Annotated in this window: 23 protein-coding genes; 8 read left to right on the top strand and 15 right to left on the bottom strand. The window is 68.6% G+C overall.

What is annotated here, in order from left to right:
- Positions 1-15: 15 nt before the first annotated feature.
- Both VFL64_RS21540 and VFL64_RS21535 read right to left on the bottom strand, forming a co-directional pair.
- Entirely contained in the window at positions 16-2,025 is a 2,010-nt protein-coding gene (locus VFL64_RS21540; protein ID WP_489542437.1) for a M13 family metallopeptidase, read from the bottom strand.
- 85 nt (positions 2,026-2,110) lie between these two features.
- A complete protein-coding gene (locus tag VFL64_RS21535) occupies positions 2,111-3,712 on the bottom strand; it encodes an ABC transporter substrate-binding protein (RefSeq protein WP_489542436.1) in 1,602 nt (533 codons plus the stop codon).
- A gap of 117 nt (positions 3,713-3,829) precedes the next feature.
- On the opposite strand from VFL64_RS21535, the gene VFL64_RS21530 reads away from it, so the two are divergent.
- From VFL64_RS21530 to VFL64_RS21515, 4 genes are read left to right on the top strand one after another with little or no spacing between them, the layout of a single operon-like run.
- A complete protein-coding gene (locus tag VFL64_RS21530) occupies positions 3,830-4,216 on the top strand; it encodes a hypothetical protein (protein ID WP_489542435.1) in 387 nt (128 codons plus the stop codon).
- Positions 4,217-4,276: 60 nt separating this feature from the next.
- Positions 4,277-5,635: a TolC family protein gene (locus VFL64_RS21525; RefSeq protein WP_489542434.1), complete on the top strand. Its 1,359-nt coding sequence runs from the start codon at positions 4,277-4,279 to the stop codon at positions 5,633-5,635.
- A gap of 19 nt (positions 5,636-5,654) precedes the next feature.
- Positions 5,655-7,031 carry a multicopper oxidase family protein gene (locus VFL64_RS21520; protein WP_489542433.1) on the top strand — a complete coding sequence of 459 codons (1,377 nt, stop codon included), beginning with the start codon at positions 5,655-5,657 and terminating at the stop codon, positions 7,029-7,031.
- Positions 7,032-7,042: 11 nt separating this feature from the next.
- The gene (locus tag VFL64_RS21515) at positions 7,043-7,339 is read left to right on the top strand and encodes a hypothetical protein (protein WP_489542432.1); all 297 of its coding nucleotides are present in this window, start codon (positions 7,043-7,045) and stop codon (positions 7,337-7,339) included.
- 5 nt (positions 7,340-7,344) lie between these two features.
- Here the strand turns inward: VFL64_RS21515 and VFL64_RS21510 are convergent, their stop codons facing one another.
- The 5 genes from VFL64_RS21510 to VFL64_RS21490 all read right to left on the bottom strand — a co-directional run bounded on the left by VFL64_RS21510 (position 7,345) and on the right by VFL64_RS21490 (position 11,289).
- On the bottom strand, positions 7,345-7,734 hold the full coding sequence (locus tag VFL64_RS21510) for a hypothetical protein (RefSeq protein WP_489542431.1): 390 nt from the start codon (positions 7,732-7,734) through the stop codon (positions 7,345-7,347).
- Positions 7,735-7,778: 44 nt separating this feature from the next.
- Positions 7,779-8,237, bottom strand: coding sequence for a MerR family transcriptional regulator (locus tag VFL64_RS21505; protein ID WP_489542430.1), 459 nt, complete (start codon positions 8,235-8,237; stop codon positions 7,779-7,781).
- A 392-nt stretch (positions 8,238-8,629) separates the two neighbouring features.
- Positions 8,630-10,345, bottom strand: a complete 1,716-nt coding sequence (locus VFL64_RS21500) for a SulP family inorganic anion transporter (protein WP_489542429.1) — start codon at positions 10,343-10,345, stop codon at positions 8,630-8,632.
- A gap of 60 nt (positions 10,346-10,405) precedes the next feature.
- The gene (locus tag VFL64_RS21495) at positions 10,406-10,825 is read right to left on the bottom strand and encodes a hypothetical protein (RefSeq protein ID WP_489542428.1); all 420 of its coding nucleotides are present in this window, start codon (positions 10,823-10,825) and stop codon (positions 10,406-10,408) included.
- A complete protein-coding gene (locus tag VFL64_RS21490) occupies positions 10,822-11,289 on the bottom strand; it encodes a cupin domain-containing protein (protein WP_489542427.1) in 468 nt (155 codons plus the stop codon). The genes VFL64_RS21495 and VFL64_RS21490 overlap by 4 nt, the downstream gene beginning before the upstream one ends.
- Before the next feature lie 66 nt (positions 11,290-11,355).
- On the opposite strand from VFL64_RS21490, the gene VFL64_RS21485 reads away from it, so the two are divergent.
- The gene (locus VFL64_RS21485) at positions 11,356-12,573 is read left to right on the top strand and encodes a DUF2252 domain-containing protein (RefSeq protein WP_489542426.1); all 1,218 of its coding nucleotides are present in this window, start codon (positions 11,356-11,358) and stop codon (positions 12,571-12,573) included.
- A 70-nt stretch (positions 12,574-12,643) separates the two neighbouring features.
- Here VFL64_RS21485 and VFL64_RS21480 read toward each other — a convergent pair whose 3' ends face one another.
- The 7 genes from VFL64_RS21480 to VFL64_RS21450 all read right to left on the bottom strand — a co-directional run bounded on the left by VFL64_RS21480 (position 12,644) and on the right by VFL64_RS21450 (position 17,218).
- Positions 12,644-13,315 carry an OmpW/AlkL family protein gene (locus VFL64_RS21480; RefSeq protein ID WP_489542425.1) on the bottom strand — a complete coding sequence of 224 codons (672 nt, stop codon included), beginning with the start codon at positions 13,313-13,315 and terminating at the stop codon, positions 12,644-12,646.
- Between the two features lie 41 nt (positions 13,316-13,356).
- Positions 13,357-14,427: an SGNH/GDSL hydrolase family protein gene (locus VFL64_RS21475; RefSeq protein WP_489542424.1), complete on the bottom strand. Its 1,071-nt coding sequence runs from the start codon at positions 14,425-14,427 to the stop codon at positions 13,357-13,359.
- A gap of 156 nt (positions 14,428-14,583) precedes the next feature.
- On the bottom strand, positions 14,584-15,048 hold the full coding sequence (locus VFL64_RS21470; RefSeq protein WP_489542423.1) for a GyrI-like domain-containing protein: 465 nt from the start codon (positions 15,046-15,048) through the stop codon (positions 14,584-14,586).
- Between the two features lie 17 nt (positions 15,049-15,065).
- Complete coding sequence (locus tag VFL64_RS21465; protein WP_489542422.1) at positions 15,066-15,545, bottom strand: SRPBCC family protein; 480 nt, start codon at positions 15,543-15,545, stop codon at positions 15,066-15,068.
- A gap of 13 nt (positions 15,546-15,558) precedes the next feature.
- Positions 15,559-15,936, bottom strand: a complete 378-nt coding sequence (locus VFL64_RS21460; RefSeq protein ID WP_489542421.1) for an ArsR/SmtB family transcription factor — start codon at positions 15,934-15,936, stop codon at positions 15,559-15,561.
- Between the two features lie 82 nt (positions 15,937-16,018).
- Complete coding sequence (locus tag VFL64_RS21455; RefSeq protein WP_489542420.1) at positions 16,019-16,306, bottom strand: hypothetical protein; 288 nt, start codon at positions 16,304-16,306, stop codon at positions 16,019-16,021.
- Between the two features lie 93 nt (positions 16,307-16,399).
- A complete protein-coding gene (locus tag VFL64_RS21450; RefSeq protein WP_489542419.1) occupies positions 16,400-17,218 on the bottom strand; it encodes a mechanosensitive ion channel family protein in 819 nt (272 codons plus the stop codon).
- 233 nt (positions 17,219-17,451) lie between these two features.
- Between VFL64_RS21450 and VFL64_RS21445 the strand changes: the two genes are divergently transcribed.
- Positions 17,452-18,597: a glycoside hydrolase family 5 protein gene (locus tag VFL64_RS21445; protein WP_489542418.1), complete on the top strand. Its 1,146-nt coding sequence runs from the start codon at positions 17,452-17,454 to the stop codon at positions 18,595-18,597.
- A 10-nt stretch (positions 18,598-18,607) separates the two neighbouring features.
- On the opposite strand, the gene selD is transcribed toward VFL64_RS21445, so the two are convergent.
- The gene (gene selD / locus VFL64_RS21440) at positions 18,608-19,657 is read right to left on the bottom strand and encodes a selenide, water dikinase SelD (protein WP_489542417.1); all 1,050 of its coding nucleotides are present in this window, start codon (positions 19,655-19,657) and stop codon (positions 18,608-18,610) included.
- Between the two features lie 33 nt (positions 19,658-19,690).
- Here selD and mnmH point away from each other — a divergent pair, with 33 nt between their 5' ends.
- Both mnmH and VFL64_RS21430 read left to right on the top strand, forming a co-directional pair.
- Entirely contained in the window at positions 19,691-20,737 is a 1,047-nt protein-coding gene (gene mnmH, locus VFL64_RS21435; RefSeq protein ID WP_489542416.1) for a tRNA 2-selenouridine(34) synthase MnmH, read from the top strand.
- A gap of 25 nt (positions 20,738-20,762) precedes the next feature.
- On the top strand, positions 20,763-21,016 hold a 254-nt coding region (locus VFL64_RS21430; RefSeq protein WP_489542415.1), incomplete at its 3' end, for a PhnD/SsuA/transferrin family substrate-binding protein.

The raw sequence follows: 21,016 nt of genomic DNA, 5'->3' as shown, positions 1-21,016 counted from the left end.
GGGTGTCTTCATGCGTCACCAGATGCGGATGCGGGATTCGGCGGGCTTGTACATGCGGTCGCCAGGCTTGGTCTCGAAGCTCGAATGGAAACCATCGTGGTTGACGGCCGCGCCGTTGGCACGGAACTCGGGCGGCGAGTGGGTGTCGACGGTCAGCAGCTGCAGCAGGCGCTCCTCGCGCGCCTTGATGCGCCAGGCCTGCGCCCACGCCAGGAAGAAGCGCTGGTCGCCGCTCAGCCCGTCGATCACCGGCGCGGGCTTGCCGGCCAGGGCCAGGTGATAGGCCTTGTAGGCGATCTGCAGGCCCGACAGGTCGGCGATGTTCTCGCCCAGCGTGAGGCGGCCGTTGAGCTTCTTGCCCGGCAGCGGCTCGTAGGCCTCGTACTGCGCCACCAGCTGGGCAGCCAAGGCCTCGAAGGCCTTGCGGTCGTCGTCGGTCCACCAGTTGTCGAGCTTGCCTTGGGCGTCGAACTGGCTGCCCGAGTCGTCGAAGCCGTGGCTGATCTCGTGGCCGATGATGGCGCCGATGGCCCCGTAGTTGGCCGCGTCGTCGGCCTTCATGTCGAAGAACGGTGGCTCCAGGATGGCGGCCGGGAACACGATCTCGTTCATCGTCGGGTTGTAGTACGCATTCACCGTCTGCGGCGTCATGTCCCACTCGCGGCGGTCGACCGGGCGGCCTGCCAGGTGCGCGCGAAACTCATGGGTGAAGCGCCCTGCGCGCATCAGGTTGCCCAGGGCATCGCCCTCGCGCACCTGCAGCCCGGCGTAGCTGCGCCAGACGTCGGGGTAGCCGATCTTGGTGGTGTAGCTCGCCAGCTTCTGCCTGGCACGCGCCTTGGTCTGCGGGCCCATCCAGGTGAGGCCGTCGATCGACTGGCCGTAGGCGGCCAGCAGCTTGCCCACCAGTTCGTTCATGCGCGCCTTGTAGGCCGGCGGGAAGTGGCGCGCCACGTAGACCTGCCCCACGGCCTCGCCCAGCGCGGCGTCGAGCGCATCGGTGCCTTGCTGCCAGCGCGGCTTGGGCTGCTCCTTGCCTTGCAAGGCGCGGCCGCTGAAGGCGAAGTGCGCGTCGCGGAAGGCCTTGGGAAGCACCGGTGCCGCACCGTGGAGCAGACGCACGCGCAGGTAGAGCTTCCAGTCGGCGAGCGGCACCTCGCTCACCGCCCGTGCCACCGCAGTGGCGTAGCTCGGCTGGCCGATCGAGAAGCTCTTGTCGACCGGCAAGGCGGCCTCGCGCACGAAGCGCGTCCAGTCCAGGCCGGCGGCCGCCTTCTGCCAGGCCGGCGCGGTGGTCGGGTTGTAGGTCTTCACCGGGTCGCGGTTGTCCACGCGCGTCCACTGCGCCTCGGCGAGGCGCTTCTCCAGCGCGAACACGGTCTTGGCGTGCTCGGCCGCGGCCTTGTCGCCGCTCAGGCTGAACAAGGCCTCCAGGTAGACCAGGTAGGCCGCACGTGCCTTCTCGAAGCGCTCGTTGTCTTCGAGGTAGTAGCCGCGGTCGGGCAGGCCAAGGCCGTCCTGCCAGAAGATGGCCTGGTAGATGCCGGGGTTCTTGAAGTCGGGGTACACGGCCGACGCCAGCGGCAGCGACACCACGCCCTGCCAGCGGCCCATCAGCCCGGCCAGGTCGGCGGGCGTCTTGAGCGCGTCGATCTGCTTGAGCCAGGGCGCGAGCGGTGCCAGGCCGGCCTTGTCGATCGCGGCCTCGTCGAGGTAGCCGCGGTAGAAGGCACCGATCTTCTGTTCGTTGCCCTTGGCACCGCGCTTGGCGGCCAGCTCTTCGACGATGCGGCGCACGCGCTCGTCGGCGCGGTCCGTCAGCTGGTAGAAGGTGCCGTAGCTGTGCTTGTCGGCCGGGATGGGCGTGTCTTTCAGCCACTGGCCGTTGGCAGCTCGAAACAGGTCGTCTTGCGGCCGCACGCTGGTGTCGAAACCGGCGCGGTCCAGGCCGGCGTTGAGAGGCTGGGCATCAGCCTGGCCTGCCATCAAGGCAAGCGCGGCCAGCACCAGGGTGTGCATGCGCATGGGAGTGAGACCTCGCGGAGAGAGAAGAAAGGAAGGGCTGCAAGCCCCCGTGCGCTCATCGCGAGCGCACGGGGGCATCGTCAGTTCACTTCAGGCTGACGCCGTAGAACTGCACCGAACCGAAGGGGCTCATCTTGTAGCCCTCGACGTTCTGCAGCATCGGCTGGTAGACCACCGAGTGCGCCATCGGCACCCAGGGCGCCTCGCGCTTGAACACCACCTGCGCCTGCTCGTAGAGCCTGGTGCGCTCGGCCAGGTTGTTGGTCTGCTTGGCCTTGTTGATGAGGGCGTCGTATTCCTTGTTGCACCACTGGCCGTAGTTGGAGCCGCCCACCGCTGCGCAGCTGAGCAGCGTGGCCATGAAGTTGTCGGGGTCGCCGTTGTCGCCGTTCCAGCCGAACATGCCGATGTCGCTCTCGCCGGCCTTGGCGCGCTTGAGGTACTCGGCCCACTCGTACTTGACGATCTGCGTCTTGATGCCGATCTTGGCGAGATCGGCCTGGATCAGCTCGGCCGCCTGCTGTCCGTTGGGGTTGTAGGGCCGCTGCACCGGCAAGGCCCACAGCTTGGTCTCGAAGCCGTTCGGGAAGCCGGCCTTGGCCAGCAGGGCGCGGGCTTTCTCGGGGTCGTATTCGTAGTCCTTGACGGCCTTGTTGTACGACCACATCGTGGGCGGAATGGGGTTCACCGCCGCCGTGCCCGCGCCCTGGTACACCGCCTCGACCAGCGACTTCTTGTTGATGGCCATGTTGATGGCCTGGCGCACTTGCAGGTTGTCGAAGGGCTTGTGCGTGACGTTGAGCGAGAGGTAGCCCACGTTCAGTCCCGGCAAGGACTGCAGCTTGATCTTGGGGTTCTTCTTGAGCGTCGCCACTTCGGCCGGCTTGGGGTACTGCGAGAGCTGGCATTCGCCGGCCTGCAGCTTCTGCACGCGCACCGCCGAGTCGACCGTGATGGCGAAGACCAGGTTGTCGACCTTGGCCTTGCCGGCCCAGTACTGGTCGAAGGCCGCGTAGCGGATCACCGCGTCCTTCTGGTAGCTCTTGAAGACGAAGGGCCCGGTGCCCACCGGCCGCGTGTTGAGTTCCACACCCTTGCCGGCCTTGAGCAGCTGCTCGGCGTACTCGGCCGAGTGGATGGAGGCGAAGTCCATCGCCAGGTCGGCCAGGAAGGCCGCGTCCACCGTCTTCAGCGTGATCTTCACGGTGAGCGGGTCGGGCTTCTCGAACTTGACGATGTTGCTGTCCAGGCCGAGGTCGGAGGCGTACTCGAACGAGGCCGGCACCGCCTTCTGGAAGGCGTTCTCCTTGTTGATCATGCGGTCGAACGTGAAGATCACGTCGTCGGCATTCAGGTCGCGCGTGGGCTTGAAGTACTCGGTGGTGTGGAACTTCACCCCCTTGCGCAGGTTGAAGGTGTAGACCAGGCCGTCGGGGCTGATGGTCCAGCGTTCCGCCAGGCCCGGCACGATGGTCGTGCCGCCGATCTCGAACTCGACCAGCCGGTTGAAGATCGGCTGGGAGCTCGCGTTGAAGGTGGTGCCCGCGGTGTAGCGCCCGGGGTCGAAGCCCTCGGGGCTTCCTTCGGAGCAGTAGATGAAGGTGGTGGCGGCTTGGGCGCCGATGGCCCCGCCTGCGACCACGGTTGCCGCCAGGGTATGGCGGACGATGCGAATCAAAGTTTTCATGAGCCACCTTGTGGATGACGAACGAGGCGCGAGTCTAAGGGCATTTGGACACGGCGCCACAGGGGTATCGGGATAGCCCGAAGTACCGGGCCCGCCTAGAATTTTGGGATGCGTTCGATGTTCAGAACCCTGTTGATGTGCCTGCTGATGCTGGCCCTGCCGGTGCAGGGTTGGGCCATGCAGCGCATGCTGTTCTGCGCGCCGGACACGCACACGGTGGTGCATGCCCCGGCCGACAACGAACACGCGGCCCACCATCACATGGAGCACAGCAAGGCCGATGCCAACGCAAAGGCTGGCGACATGCACCAGCACACGGCCGACCCCGGACACGGCAAATGCAGCGCCTGCGCCTCGTGTTGCACCGGGCTGGCCCTGCTGGCTGCCCCGCTCACCTTCGGCGCCTCCGCGCCCACGGCCCACTACGCGGCGGCCGTGTTCTCCGGCCACAGCGGCCACGTCCCGCACCGGCTCGACCGGCCACCGCGAAGCGCCCTCGCCTGAGCACACGCCCCCGCGCACCCAGACGGCGCGGGTTCGCATTTGCCCTTCAGCGAGGCTTCGATGATTCCCTTTCGCCCCCTTCCCTGGGGCGTGGCCGCACTGGCCTGCGCCCTGACCGCCTGCACCACGCTCAGCGACGATGCCGGCACCGCCTCGGTCACCAGCGCCGCCCGCGAACGATTGGGCCAGGAGCTGCGGCTTGCCCGCACCGATGAAGACGCCGCTGCCATCGCCCAGCGCGTGAACGAACTGCTGGCTGCGCCGCTCAGCGCCGGCAGCGCCACGCAGATCGCCCTGCTCAACAACCGCGGGCTGCAGGCCAGCCTGCACGATCTGGGCATTGCCGAGGCCGAGATGGTGCAGGCCAGTCGCCTGCCCAACCCGCATTTCAGCTTTGCACGGCTCACGCGCGGCAGCGAGGTCGAGATCGACCGCACCTTCAGCTTCAACCTCGGTGCCCTGCTCGCCCTGCCCTTCGCGCGGGAGATCGAAGCCCACCGCTTCAGCGCCGCGCAGCAGAGCGTGACCATGGAGATGCTCGGGCTCGCCGCGCAGACGCGTCAGGCCTGGGTGAGTGCGGTCGCGGCCGAGCAGAGCCTGCGCTACGCCGAGCAGGTGAAGCGCGCGGCCAACGCCAGCGCCGAGCTGGCCGCCCGCATGGCGCGTGCCGGCAACTTCAGCAAGCTGCAACAGATGCGCGAACAGGGCTTCCAAGCCGATGCAGCGCTCGGCCTCGCGCGCGCGCAGCAGGCCCGCGTGGCGGCCCGCGAGCGCCTGACCCGCCTGCTGGGCCTAAGCGGCGCGCAAACGCAGTTCACGCTGCCCGATCGCCTGCCCGATCTGCCCGATCGCCTCGTCGAAGCGCCCGACGCAGCCCAGGTGGCCGCCGCCCAGCGGCTCGACGTGCAGGCAGCACGCGCGCAGGTGGAGGCCACCGCGCGCAACCTGGGCCTCACCCGCACCACCCGCTTCGTCAGCGTGCTGGAGTTCGGCTGGCAGCACAACACGTCGAACGAGCAGCCGCGCCAGACCGGCTACGAGATCAGCTTCGAGATCCCGCTCTTCGACTGGAGCGGCGCCCGCGTGGCCCGCGCCGAAGCGGTCTACCAGCAAAGCGCGCAGCGCGCCGCGCAGGCCGCCATCAACGCGCAGAGCGAGCTGCGCGAGGCCTACGAGGGCTACCGCTCGGCCTGGGAGATCGCGCGCCAGTACCGCGACGAGATCGTGCCCACGGCCAAGCGCATCTCCGACGAGAACCTGCTTCGCTACAACGGCATGCTGATCGGCGTGTTCGAGCTGCTCGCCGATGCGCGCGCGCAGATAGTCTCTGTCAACGCCGCCATCGAGGCGCAGCGTGACTTCTGGGTCGCGCAGGCCGCGCTCGACATGGCCCTCGTCGGCCCCCTCACAACGCACTGAACGCACCAGGACAACACCCATGGTCTCCCGACGCACTTTCCTCGGCGGCGCCACTGCCTCCGCCGTCTCTGCCGCTTCGGTCAGCACGGTCGCCCTCGCGGCGCTGCCCGAGCCCGTCATCCAGACGAAGCCCGACACGCAAGCACCGCTCGTCCCGCCGAACGGCCGCCCCTACAACCCCGTGGTCACGCTCAACGGCTGGACCAGCCCCTGGCGCATGAACAACGGCGTGAAGGAGTTCCACCTCGTCGCCGAACCCGTGCTGCGCGAGATGGCGCCCGGCATGACGGCGCGCCTGTGGGGCTACAACGGCCAGTCGCCCGGCCCCACCATCGAGGTGGTGGAAGGCGACCGCGTGCGCATCTTCGTCACCAACCGCCTTCCCGAGCGCACCAGCATGCATTGGCACGGCCAGCGCCTGCCCAACGGCATGGACGGCGTGAGCGGCCTCACCCAGCCTCCCATCGAGCCCGGCAAGACCTTCGTCTACGAGTTCGTCGCGCGCCGGCCCGGCACCTTCATGTACCACCCGCATGCCGACGAGATGACGCAGATGGCGATGGGCATGATGGGCCTGTGGGTCACCCACCCCAAGGCGAAGCACCCCCACATCGCCACGGTGGACCGCGACTTCTGCTTCCTGCTCAACGCCTACGACGTCGAACCCGGCAGTGCCACGCCCAAGATCATGACGATGCTCGACTTCAACCTGTGGAGCTGGAACAGCCGCGTGTTCCCCGGCATCGACTCGCTCAACGTGCGGCGCGGCGACAAGGTGCGCATCCGCATCGGCAACCTCACCATGACCAACCACCCCATCCACCTGCACGGCCACGAGTTCAGTGTGACCGGCACCGATGGCGGCCCCGTGCCCCCCGGCGCGCGCTGGCCCGAGGTGACGACCGACATCGCGGTGGGCCAGATGCGCCAGATCGAGTTCACCGCCGACGAGGAAGGCGACTGGGCCTTCCACTGCCACAAGAGCCACCACACCATGAACGCCATGGGCCACGACGTACCCACCATGATCGGCGTGGACCACGCCCGCGTGGCGGCCGAGATCACCCGGCTCGTCCCCGGCTACATGGCCATGGGCGACAAGGGCATGGCCGACATGGCCGACATGCAGATGCCGCTGCCGGAGAACACCCTGCCGATGATGGCCGGCGAGGGCCCCTTCGGCCCACTCGAGATGGGCGGCATGTTCAGCGTGCTCAAGGTGCGCCGCGACCAGAAGCCCGGCGACTACAGCGACCCGGGGTGGTACGAGCAGCCCAAGGGCAGCCGCGCCTACGAATGGACCGGCGCGGTGCCGGAGGCCCGGCGCCCCGCGGCGCCACCCGCGGGCAACACCGAGATCGAGGTGCGCAAACCGAAGGGGCACGCGCACCATTGAGGCGCCACCCGATGCACTACCTGAGCTTCGACGTCAGCGACAACACCGAAGGCGTCACCACGCTGGAGGCAATGGCCTCCACACGTGCCGAGCAGCACGAGCGGGTGATGGCCGAAGTGCAGCAGGTGCTCGACTGGGCCTGGCAGCACTTCCCCCACACCCACGGCCCCGCCGACGAGGGCATGGACTGGGACCACGACCTGCAGGTGAGCGTGGAAGACGGCGGCTGGCACACCGTCACGCTCACGCTCACCGGCTCGGCCGGTTTCGTGGCGCAGTTCCTGTCAGCCTGGAAGGACGAGGCCTGAGAAGGCTACGGCGTGGCGCACTTGGCCGCCGCGCCCGAAGCCGTTTGAGCCAGGCAACGGGCGGTGCTGTCGTCGATGCCGCCCTTGGCGCCCTGCGCCTTGCCCGGCTTCAGGGCCACGGGCTTCTCGGCGGTGCGCCCGAGCGGGATCGCGATCTGCGGCGTGGCCTGGCTGCCGCCGCCGTCATCGGCCGGCAGGCGGGCGTCCTGCAGGGTGCTGGTGGTGGGGTTGGTGGGTGCCGTGCTCTTCGCCTTGCCTTTCCTGGCTTTGGCCACGGGCGCCGTGCCGTTTGCCGGCGCCGAGGCCACGCTTGCGGAGGCCGAGGGCTGGGGTTGCGCTGCAGCACTGCCCCACACAGTGACAGCAAGAACGGCGATCCAAGCGGTCGGTCTCATGCACATCCTCCGGTCATTTGATCTGTCCAACATACTGCACCGACCTAGGAGACGCAGCAAGCACCTGAGCGACCGATGCGGGCCGGGTCGTCCGGCAGGGCCAGCCCTTCGAGGATCGTGCAATCGACGGCCGGCCCACCCGCACAGGCCGAGTCGCAGCTGCACACGAAGGCGCTCAGGCCGGCCTCGAGCGCGCGCAGTTCATCGAGCTTGCTGCGAACCTGCACCAGATGGCTGGCGGCAATGTCGCGCACTTCGGCGCAGGGCCGGTCGGGTTGATCGACCAGGCCTACCAGCTCGCGCACCTGCTCGATGGAGAAGCCGAAGTCCCGGCAGCGGCGGATGAACGCGAGGCGGCGGATCGTGCCCTCGTCGTAATGGCGTTGCCCTGCCTCCGTGCGGCTGGCCGGCGGCAGCAGGCCGATCTCTTCGTAGTAGCGGATGGTGGGCACCGTGCACCCCGTCTGGCGGGCCACGAGGCCGATGGAGAGTCGGGCGTTCATGGCGTCATCCTAGCTCCCGGGTGCACAGCCACAGGCCTTGGGCTTCTCGGCCGTTGAGACATCGCAAACCGCTGCGCAACCCGCCGCGTTGCGCCTCCTGCGCCGCCACAGGATGACACCCCCACCCACCGCCGCCAGCCCGAGCACCGCAACCGCCAGCGGTACGAGTTCGTCGGCGCAGGCCCACAAGGCCGACCCCAGCGCGGCGAGAGTGGCTGTTGCAGCAGTCAGCGCCGCAGCGCCCCCCACAAGCGGCACGGCGCAGCAGGCCGCACAGGCGGCGCCAAGGCCCAACGCGGCTTTCCAAGGTGTCATGTCACGTCTCCGATGCCTGGGCACAACGCCCACCCCGGCACGGTAGAGCCTCAAGCCACTTGAGGGTCAAGTGGCGTTCACGCCCCCGGCGGCTCCGGATCCCAATCCACCGCGTGCTCTTCGAGGTAGGCATCGACGGCCGCGCCCACCGTGGCATGGAAGCTGGCCGCACCGAAGCGCTCGAACAGCTCGAAGCGCTTCAGCTTGTCCTTGACGGGATCCTTCATCTCCGCAAAGCGCAGCTCGATGTGCGATTCGCGCAGCTCCTGTTCGAGTTCGGCCAGCGCGTCGGCCGAGGTCACGTCGATGCTGGTGACCGGCTCGGCGGTGACGACGATGCGCCGCACCGGCGTCGGCGACTGCGCAATGACCTCCAGCACGCAGCGGCGGAACAGCTCGGCATTGGCGAAGAACAGCGGCGCATCCCAACGGAACAGCACCAGGCCGGGAATGAGGCGCGCCGCCGGGTAGCGCGTGATGTCGTGGTAGCCGCGCACGCCGTCGACCCGGCCCAGCACGGCGTAGTGCGGGCGCCAGCCGTCCCACAGGAACTCGATGACCGCGATCACGATGGCGATGCCGATGCCGGGGATCACGCCGAACACCACCACGCCCGCGAAGCAGACGATGGACAGCCAGAACTCCCAGCGCTGGATGCGGAAGATGCGGCGCAAATCGGTGACCTCGAACAGGCCGATGGCCGCGGCGATGACGACGGCGGCCAACGCGCTGCTGGGCAGGTCTTGCAGCAGATTGGGCGCCGCCACCAGCAGCAAGGCCACGGCTACGGCACCGACCACGCCGGTGAGCTGGGTCCTGGCGCCTGCCGCTTCGGCCACCGGTGTGCGCGACGAGCTGCTGCTGATCGGAAAGCCCTGGAACAGCCCTGCAGCCAGGTTGGCGGCGCCCAGGCCCACCATCTCCTGGTTGGGGTCGACCGGCGTGCGCATCTTGGCCGCGTAGGTGCGCGAGAGCACGCTGGTGTCGGCGAACGCCACCATGGCCACCGCGCAGCCGCCGACCACCACCTGGCCGAGGTCGGCGAAGTCGATCGACGGCAGCACGAACGAAGGCAGGCCCTGCGGCAGCGGGCCCAGCACCTGCACGCCCGCGCTCTGGTCGAGGCCGAGCACACCGACCACGAGGGTGGCTGCCACCACCGCAATCAGCACGCCCGGCACACGCGGGAAGCGCTTGAGCACGAGGATCGCGGCCAGCGTGCCGGCGCCGACGGCAAAGGCCGTGGCGTTGACCCGGCCGTCCAGCACGGCCTGGCCGGTGAGCACCACATTGCGCAGCGGCCCGCCCCCGTCGATCGAGAACCCGAACAGCTTGGGGAGCTGGCTGATCAGCACCGACAGCGCAATGCCGTTCATGTAGCCGTAGCGGATCGGCTTGGACAGCAACTCGGTGACGAAGCCCAGGCGCAGCACGCCGATCGCGATGCACACCAGCCCCGACACCACGGCCATCATGCTGGCCAGGGCCACGGCGCGCGCCGGCTCGCCGTGCGACAGCGGCAGCACGACAGCGAGGATCACGGTGGCAAGAGAGGAGTCCGGCCCCAGCACCAGGATGCGGCTCGGCCCGAACAGCGCGTAGGCGAGCAGCGGCACGATGGTCGCGTACAGGCCGTAGATGCCCGGCACGCCCGAGGCCACCGCATACGCGATGCCCACCGGCACCAGCATCGCCGTCAGCACCAGGCCGGCGGCCAGGTCGTGCGGCAACCAGGCCGCCTCGTAGCGCTTCAGCAGCTGCAACCCGGGCAGCCATCGCATCCAGCCGTTCATGTCGATCCGCACTCCCCCTTGCGTATGTGGGGATGGTATGGGGAGCCCCCGGCTCGGCGTTCAGCGTCGCAGCGCGTCCATCTTCAGCACCCGCCGTTCGTCTTCGCTCAGGTAGCACACGAACACCTGCTCGCCGGTGTAGAGGCCGGCCGCGTTCTGGGTGTTGACGGGCAGGTGGTACTTGCGCGCCGCCACCGTCTTGCCCGCGTAAGCGATGGCCTCGGAGCCGGCCCGCGTGACAGCGCCGATGCGCAGGTGGGGCTGCTCGGCCAGGCCGAGCTGGCTCAGGCCTTCGGTGAGGCACAGTTCCTTGCCCGACAGGCCAGGCGCCGCATCGGGCGCCGCGCCGGCGGAGATGCGTGCCGGGGCGGCATCGGCTGCGCAAGGCGTCTGGCTGTAGGTGTTGCCGCAGCGGTAGAGCGTCTGCGCGGACGCGAGTACCGGTGCAGCCAGCAGCGCAGCAAACAGCAGCGCCTTCATGCGGGATGCGTGGGGTCGACCCATGGCACGTTCTCGGGCGGCTCGGCGGGCTCGATGTCGAGGTTGACGGCCACCGCCTCGCCGTCGCTGCGCACCAGCACGCATTCAAGCGTCTCGGTCGGGCTGGCGTTGATCTCCTGGTGCGGCACAAAGGGCGGCACGTAGATGAAGTCGCCCGGCCCGGCCTCGGCGGTGAACTCCAGCCGCTCGCCCCAGCGCATGCGCGCGCGCCCCTTCACGATGTAGATCACGCTTTCCAGTGGGCCGTGGTGGTGGGCGCCGGTCTTGGCGTTGGCGTGGATGTGCACCGTGCCGGCCCACAGCTTCTGCGCGCCCACGCGCGCGAAGTTGATGGCGGCCTTGCGGTCCATGCCGGGGGTCTGCGCGGTGTTGCTGTCGAGCTTGTCGCCGGGAACGACGCGCACGCCGTCGTGCTTCCAGGCGGGGGAGGTGTCGTGGCTCATGGCTTGCATTCTGAGCCGGCGTGCGGGCACTGCCAAGCTACATTCGCCCGAAGCGAGGTACCTGCCATGAACCCAGTTCAAGCCATCCAGGCCTACAACGCCGGCCGCGAACCCGAGCGCCTGCAGCTCAAGTACCGCAAGATGCGCGAGAGCCCCTTCGTCTTCCTGCGCGGAACCTGCCACCTGTTCTACGCCCGCCTGCCGAGCGGCGGCGTGTTCCGCTCGGCGCCGCCGGTGTGGTCGTGCGGCGACCTGCACATCGAGAACTTCGGCAGCTACAAGGGCGACAACCGCCTGAGCTACTTCGACACCAACGACTACGACGAAGCCGCCCTCGCCCCCGCCAGCTGGGATCTGGTGCGTGTGCTGTGCAGCCTGTGGGTGGCGGCCGACAGCGGCGCGCTGGGTGCCGCCAAGCCGTCCGACGCCAAGGCGCTGGCGCAGACGCTGCTGCGCAGCTTCGCCGCGAGCCTCGCACACGGCAAGGCCTACTGGGTGGAGCGCGACACGGCGCAAGGCCCGGTGAAGACCTTGCTCGACGACCTGCGCAAGCGCGAGCGCAAAGCCTTTCTCGACGACCGCACACAACGCAAGCCGGGCCGGCCGCGCAAGCTGCGCATCGACGGCGAGAAGACGCTGGCCGTCGACGCCGACCAGCACAAACAGGTAGAGAAGTTCATGAAGGGCTTTGCGAGCCAGCAGCCCGACCCCGACTTCTACAAGCTGCTCGATGTGGCCCGCCGCATCGCCGGCACGGGCAGCCTGGGTGTGGAGCGCTACGTGCTGCTGGTGCGCGGCAAGGGCTCCCCCGACGGCAACTACCTGCTCGACCTGAAACGCTCGCTGCCTTCATCGCTGGTGCCGCACCTGCGCGTGAAGCAACCGCGCTGGGACAACGAGGCCGAGCGCATCGTCACGCTGCAGCAGCGCATGCAGGCGGTGCCGATGGCGCTGCTGCACCCGGTCACGATGAACCGCCATTCATGGGTGCTGCGCGAGCTGCAGCCCACGCAAGACCGCGTGGCACTCGACAAGCTGGGCCGCGACGGCAAGAAGCTGGAGCTGCTCGTGACAGCCCTCGGCCAGCTCATCGCCTGGGCCCAGCTGCGCAGCGCCGGCCGCCAGGGTTCGGCCTCAGCCGACGAGCTGATCGACTACGGCCAGCGCAAACGCTGGCAGGCCAGGCTGCTGGAGGCGGCGCGCGAGGGCGCGAAGCAGGTGGAGCGCGACGCCCGCAGCTTCAACGCCGCCTACGACGACGGCGTGTTCGGCCCTCACAAGTAAACGACGGGCCGCTCCCGAGTTTGCTTGCCCCCTCGGGGGGCCTGCCGCGAAGCGGCAGGTGTGGGGGCCCTCAGAACATGTAGCCCACCGACAGGTTGACCGACACCGGGTCGAGCTTGGTGTCGATGCTCTGGCCAGTCGACAAGGTGGTCTTGTTCTTGAGGAAGGTCTTGACGACCGAGCCGTCGAGGTACCAGCGGTCGGCCACACGCACGGTGAGGCCGAGTTGCGACGAGAAGCCGAAGGCCGAGTCGACCGACATCTGCGTCGGCGGGCCGCCCGGGTTCGTGAGCGCCGTCAGCGTGCCCGAGCCTTCTTCGCCGTAGAAGTAGGCGTAGGTCAGGCCGGCACCCACGTAGGGCCGCCAGGCCGACGAGGCCTCGAGAAAGCGGTACTGCGCGAACAGGGTCGGCGACACCTGCTTCACCGTGCCCAGCTTGCCCACGCCCGCCAGCGAACCCGCGCCGACGATCTCGTGCTCGTACGGCAGGCCGGCATAGAACTCGAGCGAGAAGGCGTCGGTGAGCATGTAGGCGCCGGTCAGGATGGCTGCCGTGTCGGCCTTCACGTCGACCTGGCTGTTGGGCAGGCTGGGGGCCGAGAGGTTGCCGCTGGTGACGTGCGGCTCGATGCGGTTGACGCCGCCCTTCACCATCCAGGTCCCGGCCGATTGGGCCATTGCAGCCGAGCTGCCGAGCAGCACCATCGCGGCCAGCGCGAGGGTCTTGATGCCGTGTGTCATGAAAGTGGTTTCCTTGAGATGTTCTGTTCAGACCCGATGGCTCACAGCCAGCCGGACTCGATCATTCGCTTGGTGACGAACTGCGCCAGCAGCTGGTAGCCATAGGGCGTGGGGTGAACGCTGTCGGCAAACTCGTAGCGCGAGGTGTCGCCGGCGATCAGCGTGGTGCCCGAGCAGACCAGGGAGCTGGCGAACACGGTGCGGGTCAGGTCGCAGGCCGGCGTGGTCACGTTGGTGAGGCCGTAGGTGGCGGGGTTGGCGACCTGGTCGCGTCCCTGCGTGTAGGCATCGACTTCCAGCACGCCGGTGGTGCCGGCCAGGCCGGTGTGCAACTGGGTGTTGAAGGTGGTGACCATCATGTTGATCAGGCCCTGCACCTCGGCACTTTGTGCATAAGCCAGTGGCGTCTGGCTGACGTCGGGCAGGTTGACCACCACCACGTGGGTAGCCCCGTTGGCGAGGATCAGCGCCTTGATGTAGCCCGCCAGTTCGGCACCGGCCTGACCCATCGCGGTGACGGCCTGGGTCGGCGTGGCCTGGCCACCGCTCACGGCGGCAAGGTTGATGAACACGTCGTTGCCGCCGGCCATCACCGTCACCAGCTCGCTGCCGCTGAAGCGGCCGCCGACGGCGCTCAGGTGGTTGTTGATCTGCGTGACGACGGGCACGGTCATCTGGCCCACATAGCCACCGGTGTCGCCCAGGGCGATCAGCGCCTTGTTGCCGGGGCCCACCGGGTTGGTGACGCGGGCCCCGCCCTGCGCGTAGCCACGGCAGGCTGCATGGTTCGTGATGGGTTCGGCGAATGCGGCCAGCGGCCCGGACGATTCCAGCCCGGTCTGCGCGGCGCACGGTGCGCCGGTGCCCAGCTGCGCGGACACCAGCTCCGTCCAGTTCTTGCCCGCGGGCCCGTTGACGGTGTACTTGCCGCCACCGGTCGCGGCCTTCAGCGTGGCCGTGCCGTAGGTACCGACATCGCTTAGGCTGTCGCCGAACGACACCATGGCGCTGTAGCGAACACGTGGGCTCTGATCGCCATCACCCCCACCACCGCATGCTGTCAGCAACAGCGCCGCAGCACTCGCCACGCCCAGGAACCGAATGAACTTCATGCCAACCTTTCAGTGAAAATGAAAAGAACGAACGGTCGTTCTTTTTCAGGTGGGGCACTATAGGTTCGGCAGGCAGAACGCGGGCAGTGGGGAAACCCGATGAGGCGGCCCCGATTCAGATGGGGTTCAGTGAGTGCGCCGCACTTGGCGCACGCGTCACGCGAGCAAGGGCCGGTTGAGTTCGGTGCGGTACTGGCTGCTGTCGGGCCCGCTTTCCGGGCCGGCCACGTAGCACTCCCACAGGTCGGCTGCGGGCTGCAGCTTCTCGCGTTCGATCCAGCCCATGAGCTCGCCCCAGGCCGCGCCCAGGCCTTCGTAGCCGCCGGTGTAGACGGTGCGCGCCACCTGGGTGGCCCGCAGCTCGCCGGGCCGCACGCGGCCGCTGGGCTGCACCGCGGCGCTCACCGGCACGCAGATGTCGAAGTCGAAGGTGTCGGTGGGCAGGCGGTGGTGGTGCGTGAACCAGGGGCCGGTGACCTGTATGCCCTGCGCGGCCACGGCGCCGAACAGCTCCTCGATGCCCGGGCCCATCACGCGCTGCATCTCGGCGAGCGGCACGGTGAGGTGGATGACGGCCGTGCGTTGCGCAGCGCTCTGGGTGATGTGCGGGGTGTCGATCATGGTGTGGTGCTCCTGGTTCAAGCGAGTGAGGAAAGCATGGATTCGAGCCGGTCGAAGCCCGCGGCCATGCCGTGCTCCATGCCGGACTGCATGGCGCCGTTGCGCGCTTCCATCGACGCATACAGCACCGTGGTGGTGGCGGTGGTTGTGTTGCCTTGCTGCGTGAAGACCACGGTGCAGCGGGTTTCGCCGCCGGTCCAGTCTTCGTCGAACAGCTCGTTGCTGACAAGGCGCTCGGGCACCACGATCTCGCGGTAGGTGCCGCGCATGCCCATGTCGGTGCCGGCGGTGTTGCGCCACACGTAGCGGTATTGGCCACCGACGCGCAAGTCGATCTCGCAGACCACGAAGGACCAGCCGTCGGGCCCTGTCATCCAGCGGCGCACGAGCTCGGGCTTCGTCCAGCAGTCGAAGACGAGCTGGCGTGGTGCGTCGAAGCTGCGCGTGAGCCGCAGTTCGTTGTCGCTGGGCGTGGTGACTTTGAGGGTGTGGGTCATGGGCTGTGCTCCTTCAGGGCTTCTTGCGCAGGGTCTTGCGGCGGGCGGGTCTGGCGGCCTTCTTCGGCCCGGCCTGCAGCACCTGCAGCAGGCTGTCGAGACGTTGGTAGTTGCCCTCCCACAGCGCGCGATAGCGCTCCAGCCATTCGTTGGCGGCGCCCAGCGGCGCGGCCTCGAGGCGGCGCGGGCGGCGCTGTGCGTCCTGCCCGATCGAGATGAGGCCGGCGCGCTCCAGCACCTTGAGGTGCTTGGAGATGGCGGGCTGGCTCATGTCAAAGGGCTCGGCCAGTTCGGTCACGCTGGCCTCGCCCGACGCCAGCCGGGCCAGGATGGCGCGGCGCGTGGGGTCGGCCAGCGCGGCGAAGGTGGCGTCGAGCTGGGCGGGGCTCATTCCATAACCAGATGTTTGCATAACCGATAAGTTATGCAAAAGGCAATGGAATGTCAAGCCCGCACGGGCCGGCGCGTCGTCCTCAAGGGGGCCCGCGACCGAGCCAGTCCGACAGCCGATGCTCGCAAGTCTTGAAGACGACGTAGGCCATGCAGCTCACAAAGCCTTGCGCAAGCAGCTCGGCCAACTGCAGCAATGCGCCGTCCATCAATGCCATCAACCCGTGGTCGCGCAACAGCCGCAGGTTCGCCGACAGCAAGCTGACGAGGTTCAAGGTTCCCAGTGCCCCCACGAGGAAACTGATGCCGAGGACGATGAACGTCAGCCAGAGCCGGGACAGCACGACTCTTTGGAAAAGAGTGTTGATCATGTTTGGCAGGCCAGATGCCTGCCCGTACGTCGCTGCGTTCGGCGCTGAACTTACAAGGCGGCGGATCTCCGCGCTTGACCGTGCAGGCTCGCGTCAAGCCTGAACGATGCGCGTGAGCTGCGCCGGCGTGGGCGCAGGCCAGCCGGCGTCCCTGGCCACGCTGACGATGGCTTCGTTGGTGTCGAAGTACACCTGCCAGTAGTGGTCGGTGTGGGTGTAGGGCCGCACGGCGATGACGGTGCCGTTGAGGTTCATGTCGAGCAGGGTGACCTCGGGCGCGGGCGAGGTGGCCACGTTCGGAATCCTGGCGACCGCGGCCTTGAAGCGGGCGATGGCGTCCAGCGGGTCCACGCCCACGGCGAGCTGGGCCGTGCGCTCCACGCGCCGCACCGGCAAGGCCGAGTAGTTCTGGATGGTGTCGCTGAAGATCTTGCCGTTGCCCACGATGGTCATCACGTTGTCGGGCGTGACCACGGTGGTGCCGAAGAGGCCGAGTTCGCGCACGGTGCCGACGACCCCGCCCACCGAGACGAAGTCACCCACCTTGAAGGGCCGCAGCACCAGCATGAAGGCACCCGCCGCGAAGTTGCCGAGCAGGCCGCTCCAGGCGGCGCCGACCGCCACGCCGGCACCTGCCAGCAGGGCGGCGAACGAGGTGGTCTGGATGCCGAAGTAGCCGAGGATGCCCAGCACCAGCGCGATGTTCAGCGTGATCGCGACGATCGAGCCCAGGTACTTGGTGAGCGTGGCGTCGACCGCATTGCGGGCCATGGCCGCCTGGATGACCACGATGACGCGGTGGATCAGCCATCGCCCCGCGATCCAGAAGGCGATGGCGGCCAGGATCTTGAGCCCCACGTCGATGAGCGTGGTTGAAACAAAGGTCTGAATGACGGAGAGGTTCAGGTCCATGGTGTCCTCCAGAGGGCGTTGTTGTCCGGTGCGGCGGGAGCCCGGCCGCTGCCGAAATGTATCGCCGGTTTCCAGGGGCGCAAGGGCGCCCTCTGCTGCAGAACCGGCGAGCGCGGCCGCGCAGGGCACATCGGAACGCAGAAGTGCCCCGCCGATCGGCCCTGCGCCCCACGTGGCGGCGCGGCGCGCTGCCATGCGGGAAGATGCGGCTTTCTCACCCCAGCACCCTGCCGATGCGCCACCTGTTCGCTGCCCTGTTGCTGATCGCCGTGTCGGCCTGCGCACTCACCCCGAACTACCCACCACCCGCGGCCCCGTCGCTCCAGCGCGCCGCGCCCGAGACCACCGGGCCGCACCGCTTCCTGCACGCGAAGGGCACGCAATGGCTGGACGACACCGGCACGCCGGTGCGGCTGCGCGGCATGGCCTTCGGCAACGAGGTCTACTCGAAGAACCCGCTGCCGCTCAACCACCACGGCGAGGCCGACTACGCGCGCCTGCGCGCGATGGGCATGAACCTCGTGCGCTTCTACCTCTACTACGGCACGCTCGAAGACGATGCGGCGCCGTATCGCTACAAGGAGGCCGGCTGGGACTGGCTCGACCGCAACGTCGCCTGGGCACGCGCCCACGGTGTGTACCTGATCCTCAACGTGCACGTGCCGCAGGGCGGCTTCCAGTCGCTGGGTGGGGGCGGCGCGCTGTGGTCGCAGCCGGCCAACCAGGACCGCTTCGTCGCGATGTGGCGTGCCATCGCGGCGCGCTACGCCAACGAGCCGGTGGTTGCCGGCTACGACCTGCTCAACGAGCCGGTCGTGCTGCACGACAAGCGCGAATGGCAGCAGCTGGCGCAGCGCACGGCCCGCGCGATCCGCGAGGTCGACACGCGCCACACCGTGATCGTCGAACGCGTGAACGCGGTGGCCGGCAAGTGGGACAACGATGCGGAGATGAACTTCGTCACCATCGCCGACCCCAACCTCGTCTACACCTTCCACTTCTACGACCCGTTCCACTTCACCCACACCCACGCACCGTGGTCGAACATGGCGCAGGTGGAAGGCGGACAGTGGACGCCCGCGCGGCGTGCGGAGATCGCGGCCAGCCTGCAGCGCTACCTCGACTGGGGAAAGCGCCACAAGGTGCCGCTCTACCTCGGCGAGTTCGGGCTGATCCGCGCGGCCTTCGAATCCAACCGCAACGGCCTCGGCTGGGCAGCCGACATGATCGACCTGGCCGAGGCCGCCCAGCTGCCCTGGACCTGGCACAGCTACCACGAGGACCACTTCGGGCTGTACCGCGGCTATGGCACGCCCATCGACCCGGCGAATGCGAACCAGGCGTTGATCGACCTGTTCCGCGACAAGCTGGCGCGCTGAGCAGCGGCTTCTAGTCGGCGAGCACCGTGATGCGCGGCGCGCCGTCCGCCAATCGCCCGATGACCGCGGCCTGCTCGAAGCCGGCGGCGCGGAAGCGGTCGAGCACGGGGCCCACCGCCTGCGCACTGCAGCTCACCAGCAGGCCGCCGCTGGTCTGCGGATCGGTGAGCAGCGCCTTCTGCCAGGGCTGCACCGCCGGGGCCAGCGACACCTGCTCGCCATACGCCGCCCAGTTGCGCGCCGAGGCGCCCGTGGCGATGCCCTGGCGTGCATGCGCCTGCGCAGAAGCGATCAACGGCACCTGCGCGAGATCCACCTCGGCGGCCAGCCCCGAACCGCGACACACCTCCAGCAGGTGCCCCGCGAGGCCGAAGCCGGTGACATCGGTCATCGCATGCACGCCATCGAGCGCGCCCAGCTCGCTGCCCACACGGTTGAGCTGCGTGGTGTAGCGCAGCATCTCGGCGTAGCCGGCCTCGTCGAGCAGGCCCTTCTTCAGCGCGGCCGAGAGGATGCCCACGCCCAGCGGCTTGCCCAGCACCAGCACGTCGCCGGCCTGCGCGTCGGCATTGCGGCGCACGCGCTGCGGGTGCACCAGGCCCAGCACCACCAGGCCGTAGATCGGCTCCAGCACGTCGATCGAGTGGCCACCCGCGATGGGGATGCCGGCCTCGCGGCACACGCTGGCCCCGCCTTCGAGGATCTGGCCGATCACCTCCAGCGGCAGCTTGTCGAGCGGCATGCCGACCAGCGCCAGCGCCATGATGGGCGTGCCGCCCATGGCGTAGACGTCGGAGATGGCGTTGGTGGCGGCGATGCGCCCGAAGTCGCGCGGGTCGTCGACAATCGGCGTGAAGAAGTCAGTGGTGGCCACCAGGGCCTGCTGGTCGTTGAGGCGGTAGACGGCAGCGTCGTCGGCCGTCTCGGTGCCCACCAGCAGCTCGGGCGGGATCAGGCCCTGCGGTGCGCGCGACAGGATGTCGGCCAGCACGCCGGGGGCGATCTTGCAGCCGCAGCCGCCACCATGGGAAAACGAAGTCAGTCGGATGCGTTCGGTCATGGCGCAAGTGTCGACCAAAACGCGAAACAAGGCATGAGCCACAAACCCACCACCGTTGCAGACCTCGGCAAGTTCAGCGTGCTGATCGACGCACGCACGCCAGCCGAGTTTGCGCTCGACCACCTGCCCGGCGCCATCAACTGCCCGGTGCTCGATGATGAAGAGCGCCGCATCGTCGGCACCACCTACGTGCAGGTCTCGGCCTTCGAGGCACGCAAGATCGGCGGCGCCATGGTGGCGCGCAACATCGCCCGCCACCTCGACACGCTGTTCCACGACAAGCCACGCGACTGGCGCCCGCTCGTCTACTGCTGGCGTGGCGGGCTGCGCAGCGGCAGCTTCGTCAACTGGCTGCGCCTGGTGGGCTGGGACGCGCAGCAGCTGCAGGGCGGCTACAAGTCGTGGCGGGCGCATGTCATCGCGCAGATCGCCGAGCTCTCGCCACGGCTCGATCTGCGCGTGGTCTGCGGCCCCACCGGCAGCGCCAAGACGCGGGTGCTGCAGGCCCTGGCCGAGGCCGGCGAGCAGGTGATCGACCTCGAAGGCCTGGCCGCCCACCGCGGCTCGGTGCTGGGCGCGATGCCTGGCCGGCCGCAGCCGTCGCAGAAGGGCTTCGAGACGCAGCTGATGAGCTGCATCGCCGCGCTCGACCCCACTCGCCGCGTGTGGATCGAGGCCGAGAGCCGGCGCATCGGCCGCATCACCGTGCCCGAGCCGCTGCTGCAGCGGCTGCGCGCCAGCCCCATCGTCGAGATCGCCGCCACGCGCGAGGCCCGGCTGGCCTACCTGCTGCGCGACTACGCGTGGTTGGGCGACGACCCGCAAGGCCTGGCCGACAAGCTGGGTGTGCTGCGCGAGCTGCTGCCCAAGGAGGTGCTGGCCCAGTGGCAGGCCTGGGCCCACGAGCGCGCGCTGGCGCCGCTCTTCGAGGACCTGATGGTGAAACACTACGACCCGCTGTACGCCCGCTCGCAGGGCCGTCAGCTCGAAGCCCTGGGCCGCGCCCGGCAGGTGGAGAGCGACGACCTCTCGGACGCCGGCATCGCCGAACTGGCACGCCGCATCGCATCACTTTCCTGACTCCAACATCCAACAGGGACACCCCATGAGCTTCAAGCACCTGCTTCGCTGCACCGCCCTCCTGCTGATCGCCTTGGGCCTGCAGGCCCGCGCACAAACCGTGACCCCGGGCGTGCTGCGCGTCACCGCCATCCCCGACGAGTCGCCCACCGAACTGGCACGCAAGTTCGAGCCGCTGGGCAAGTACCTGGAAAGCAAGCTGGGCATGAAGGTCGAGTGGACGCCGGTCACCGACTACGCCGCGGCAGTGGAGACGGTGGTCAACCGCAAGATCGACCT

This window comes from Rhizobacter sp., from assembly GCF_035702065.1.
Taxonomy (GTDB): Bacteria; Pseudomonadota; Gammaproteobacteria; order Burkholderiales; family Burkholderiaceae_C; genus Rhizobacter.
The sequence above is the reverse complement of the archived record's forward strand: the minus strand, read 5'-3'. Positions and strand labels throughout refer to the sequence as shown.

Coding starts and splice junctions, on each gene's coding strand:
- VFL64_RS21445 (WP_489542418.1), top strand. CDS start 17,452: ATGCGCCACCTGTTCGCTGCCCTGTTGCTGATCGCCGTGTCGGCCTGC.
- VFL64_RS21495 (WP_489542428.1), bottom strand. CDS start 10,825: ATGAAGGCGCTGCTGTTTGCTGCGCTGCTGGCTGCACCGGTACTCGCG.
- VFL64_RS21475 (WP_489542424.1), bottom strand. CDS start 14,427: ATGAAGTTCATTCGGTTCCTGGGCGTGGCGAGTGCTGCGGCGCTGTTG.
- VFL64_RS21465 (WP_489542422.1), bottom strand. CDS start 15,545: ATGACCCACACCCTCAAAGTCACCACGCCCAGCGACAACGAACTGCGG.
- VFL64_RS21490 (WP_489542427.1), bottom strand. CDS start 11,289: ATGAGCCACGACACCTCCCCCGCCTGGAAGCACGACGGCGTGCGCGTC.
- VFL64_RS21470 (WP_489542423.1), bottom strand. CDS start 15,048: ATGATCGACACCCCGCACATCACCCAGAGCGCTGCGCAACGCACGGCC.
- VFL64_RS21480 (WP_489542425.1), bottom strand. CDS start 13,315: ATGACACACGGCATCAAGACCCTCGCGCTGGCCGCGATGGTGCTGCTC.
- mnmH (WP_489542416.1), top strand. CDS start 19,691: ATGAGCCACAAACCCACCACCGTTGCAGACCTCGGCAAGTTCAGCGTG.
- VFL64_RS21485 (WP_489542426.1), top strand. CDS start 11,356: ATGAACCCAGTTCAAGCCATCCAGGCCTACAACGCCGGCCGCGAACCC.
- VFL64_RS21510 (WP_489542431.1), bottom strand. CDS start 7,734: ATGAGACCGACCGCTTGGATCGCCGTTCTTGCTGTCACTGTGTGGGGC.
- VFL64_RS21460 (WP_489542421.1), bottom strand. CDS start 15,936: ATGAGCCCCGCCCAGCTCGACGCCACCTTCGCCGCGCTGGCCGACCCC.
- VFL64_RS21520 (WP_489542433.1), top strand. CDS start 5,655: ATGGTCTCCCGACGCACTTTCCTCGGCGGCGCCACTGCCTCCGCCGTC.
- VFL64_RS21450 (WP_489542419.1), bottom strand. CDS start 17,218: ATGGACCTGAACCTCTCCGTCATTCAGACCTTTGTTTCAACCACGCTC.
- VFL64_RS21515 (WP_489542432.1), top strand. CDS start 7,043: ATGCACTACCTGAGCTTCGACGTCAGCGACAACACCGAAGGCGTCACC.
- VFL64_RS21455 (WP_489542420.1), bottom strand. CDS start 16,306: ATGATCAACACTCTTTTCCAAAGAGTCGTGCTGTCCCGGCTCTGGCTG.
- VFL64_RS21530 (WP_489542435.1), top strand. CDS start 3,830: ATGTTCAGAACCCTGTTGATGTGCCTGCTGATGCTGGCCCTGCCGGTG.
- VFL64_RS21500 (WP_489542429.1), bottom strand. CDS start 10,345: ATGAACGGCTGGATGCGATGGCTGCCCGGGTTGCAGCTGCTGAAGCGC.
- VFL64_RS21540 (WP_489542437.1), bottom strand. CDS start 2,025: ATGCGCATGCACACCCTGGTGCTGGCCGCGCTTGCCTTGATGGCAGGC.
- selD (WP_489542417.1), bottom strand. CDS start 19,657: ATGACCGAACGCATCCGACTGACTTCGTTTTCCCATGGTGGCGGCTGC.
- VFL64_RS21535 (WP_489542436.1), bottom strand. CDS start 3,712: ATGAAAACTTTGATTCGCATCGTCCGCCATACCCTGGCGGCAACCGTG.
- VFL64_RS21525 (WP_489542434.1), top strand. CDS start 4,277: ATGATTCCCTTTCGCCCCCTTCCCTGGGGCGTGGCCGCACTGGCCTGC.
- VFL64_RS21505 (WP_489542430.1), bottom strand. CDS start 8,237: ATGAACGCCCGACTCTCCATCGGCCTCGTGGCCCGCCAGACGGGGTGC.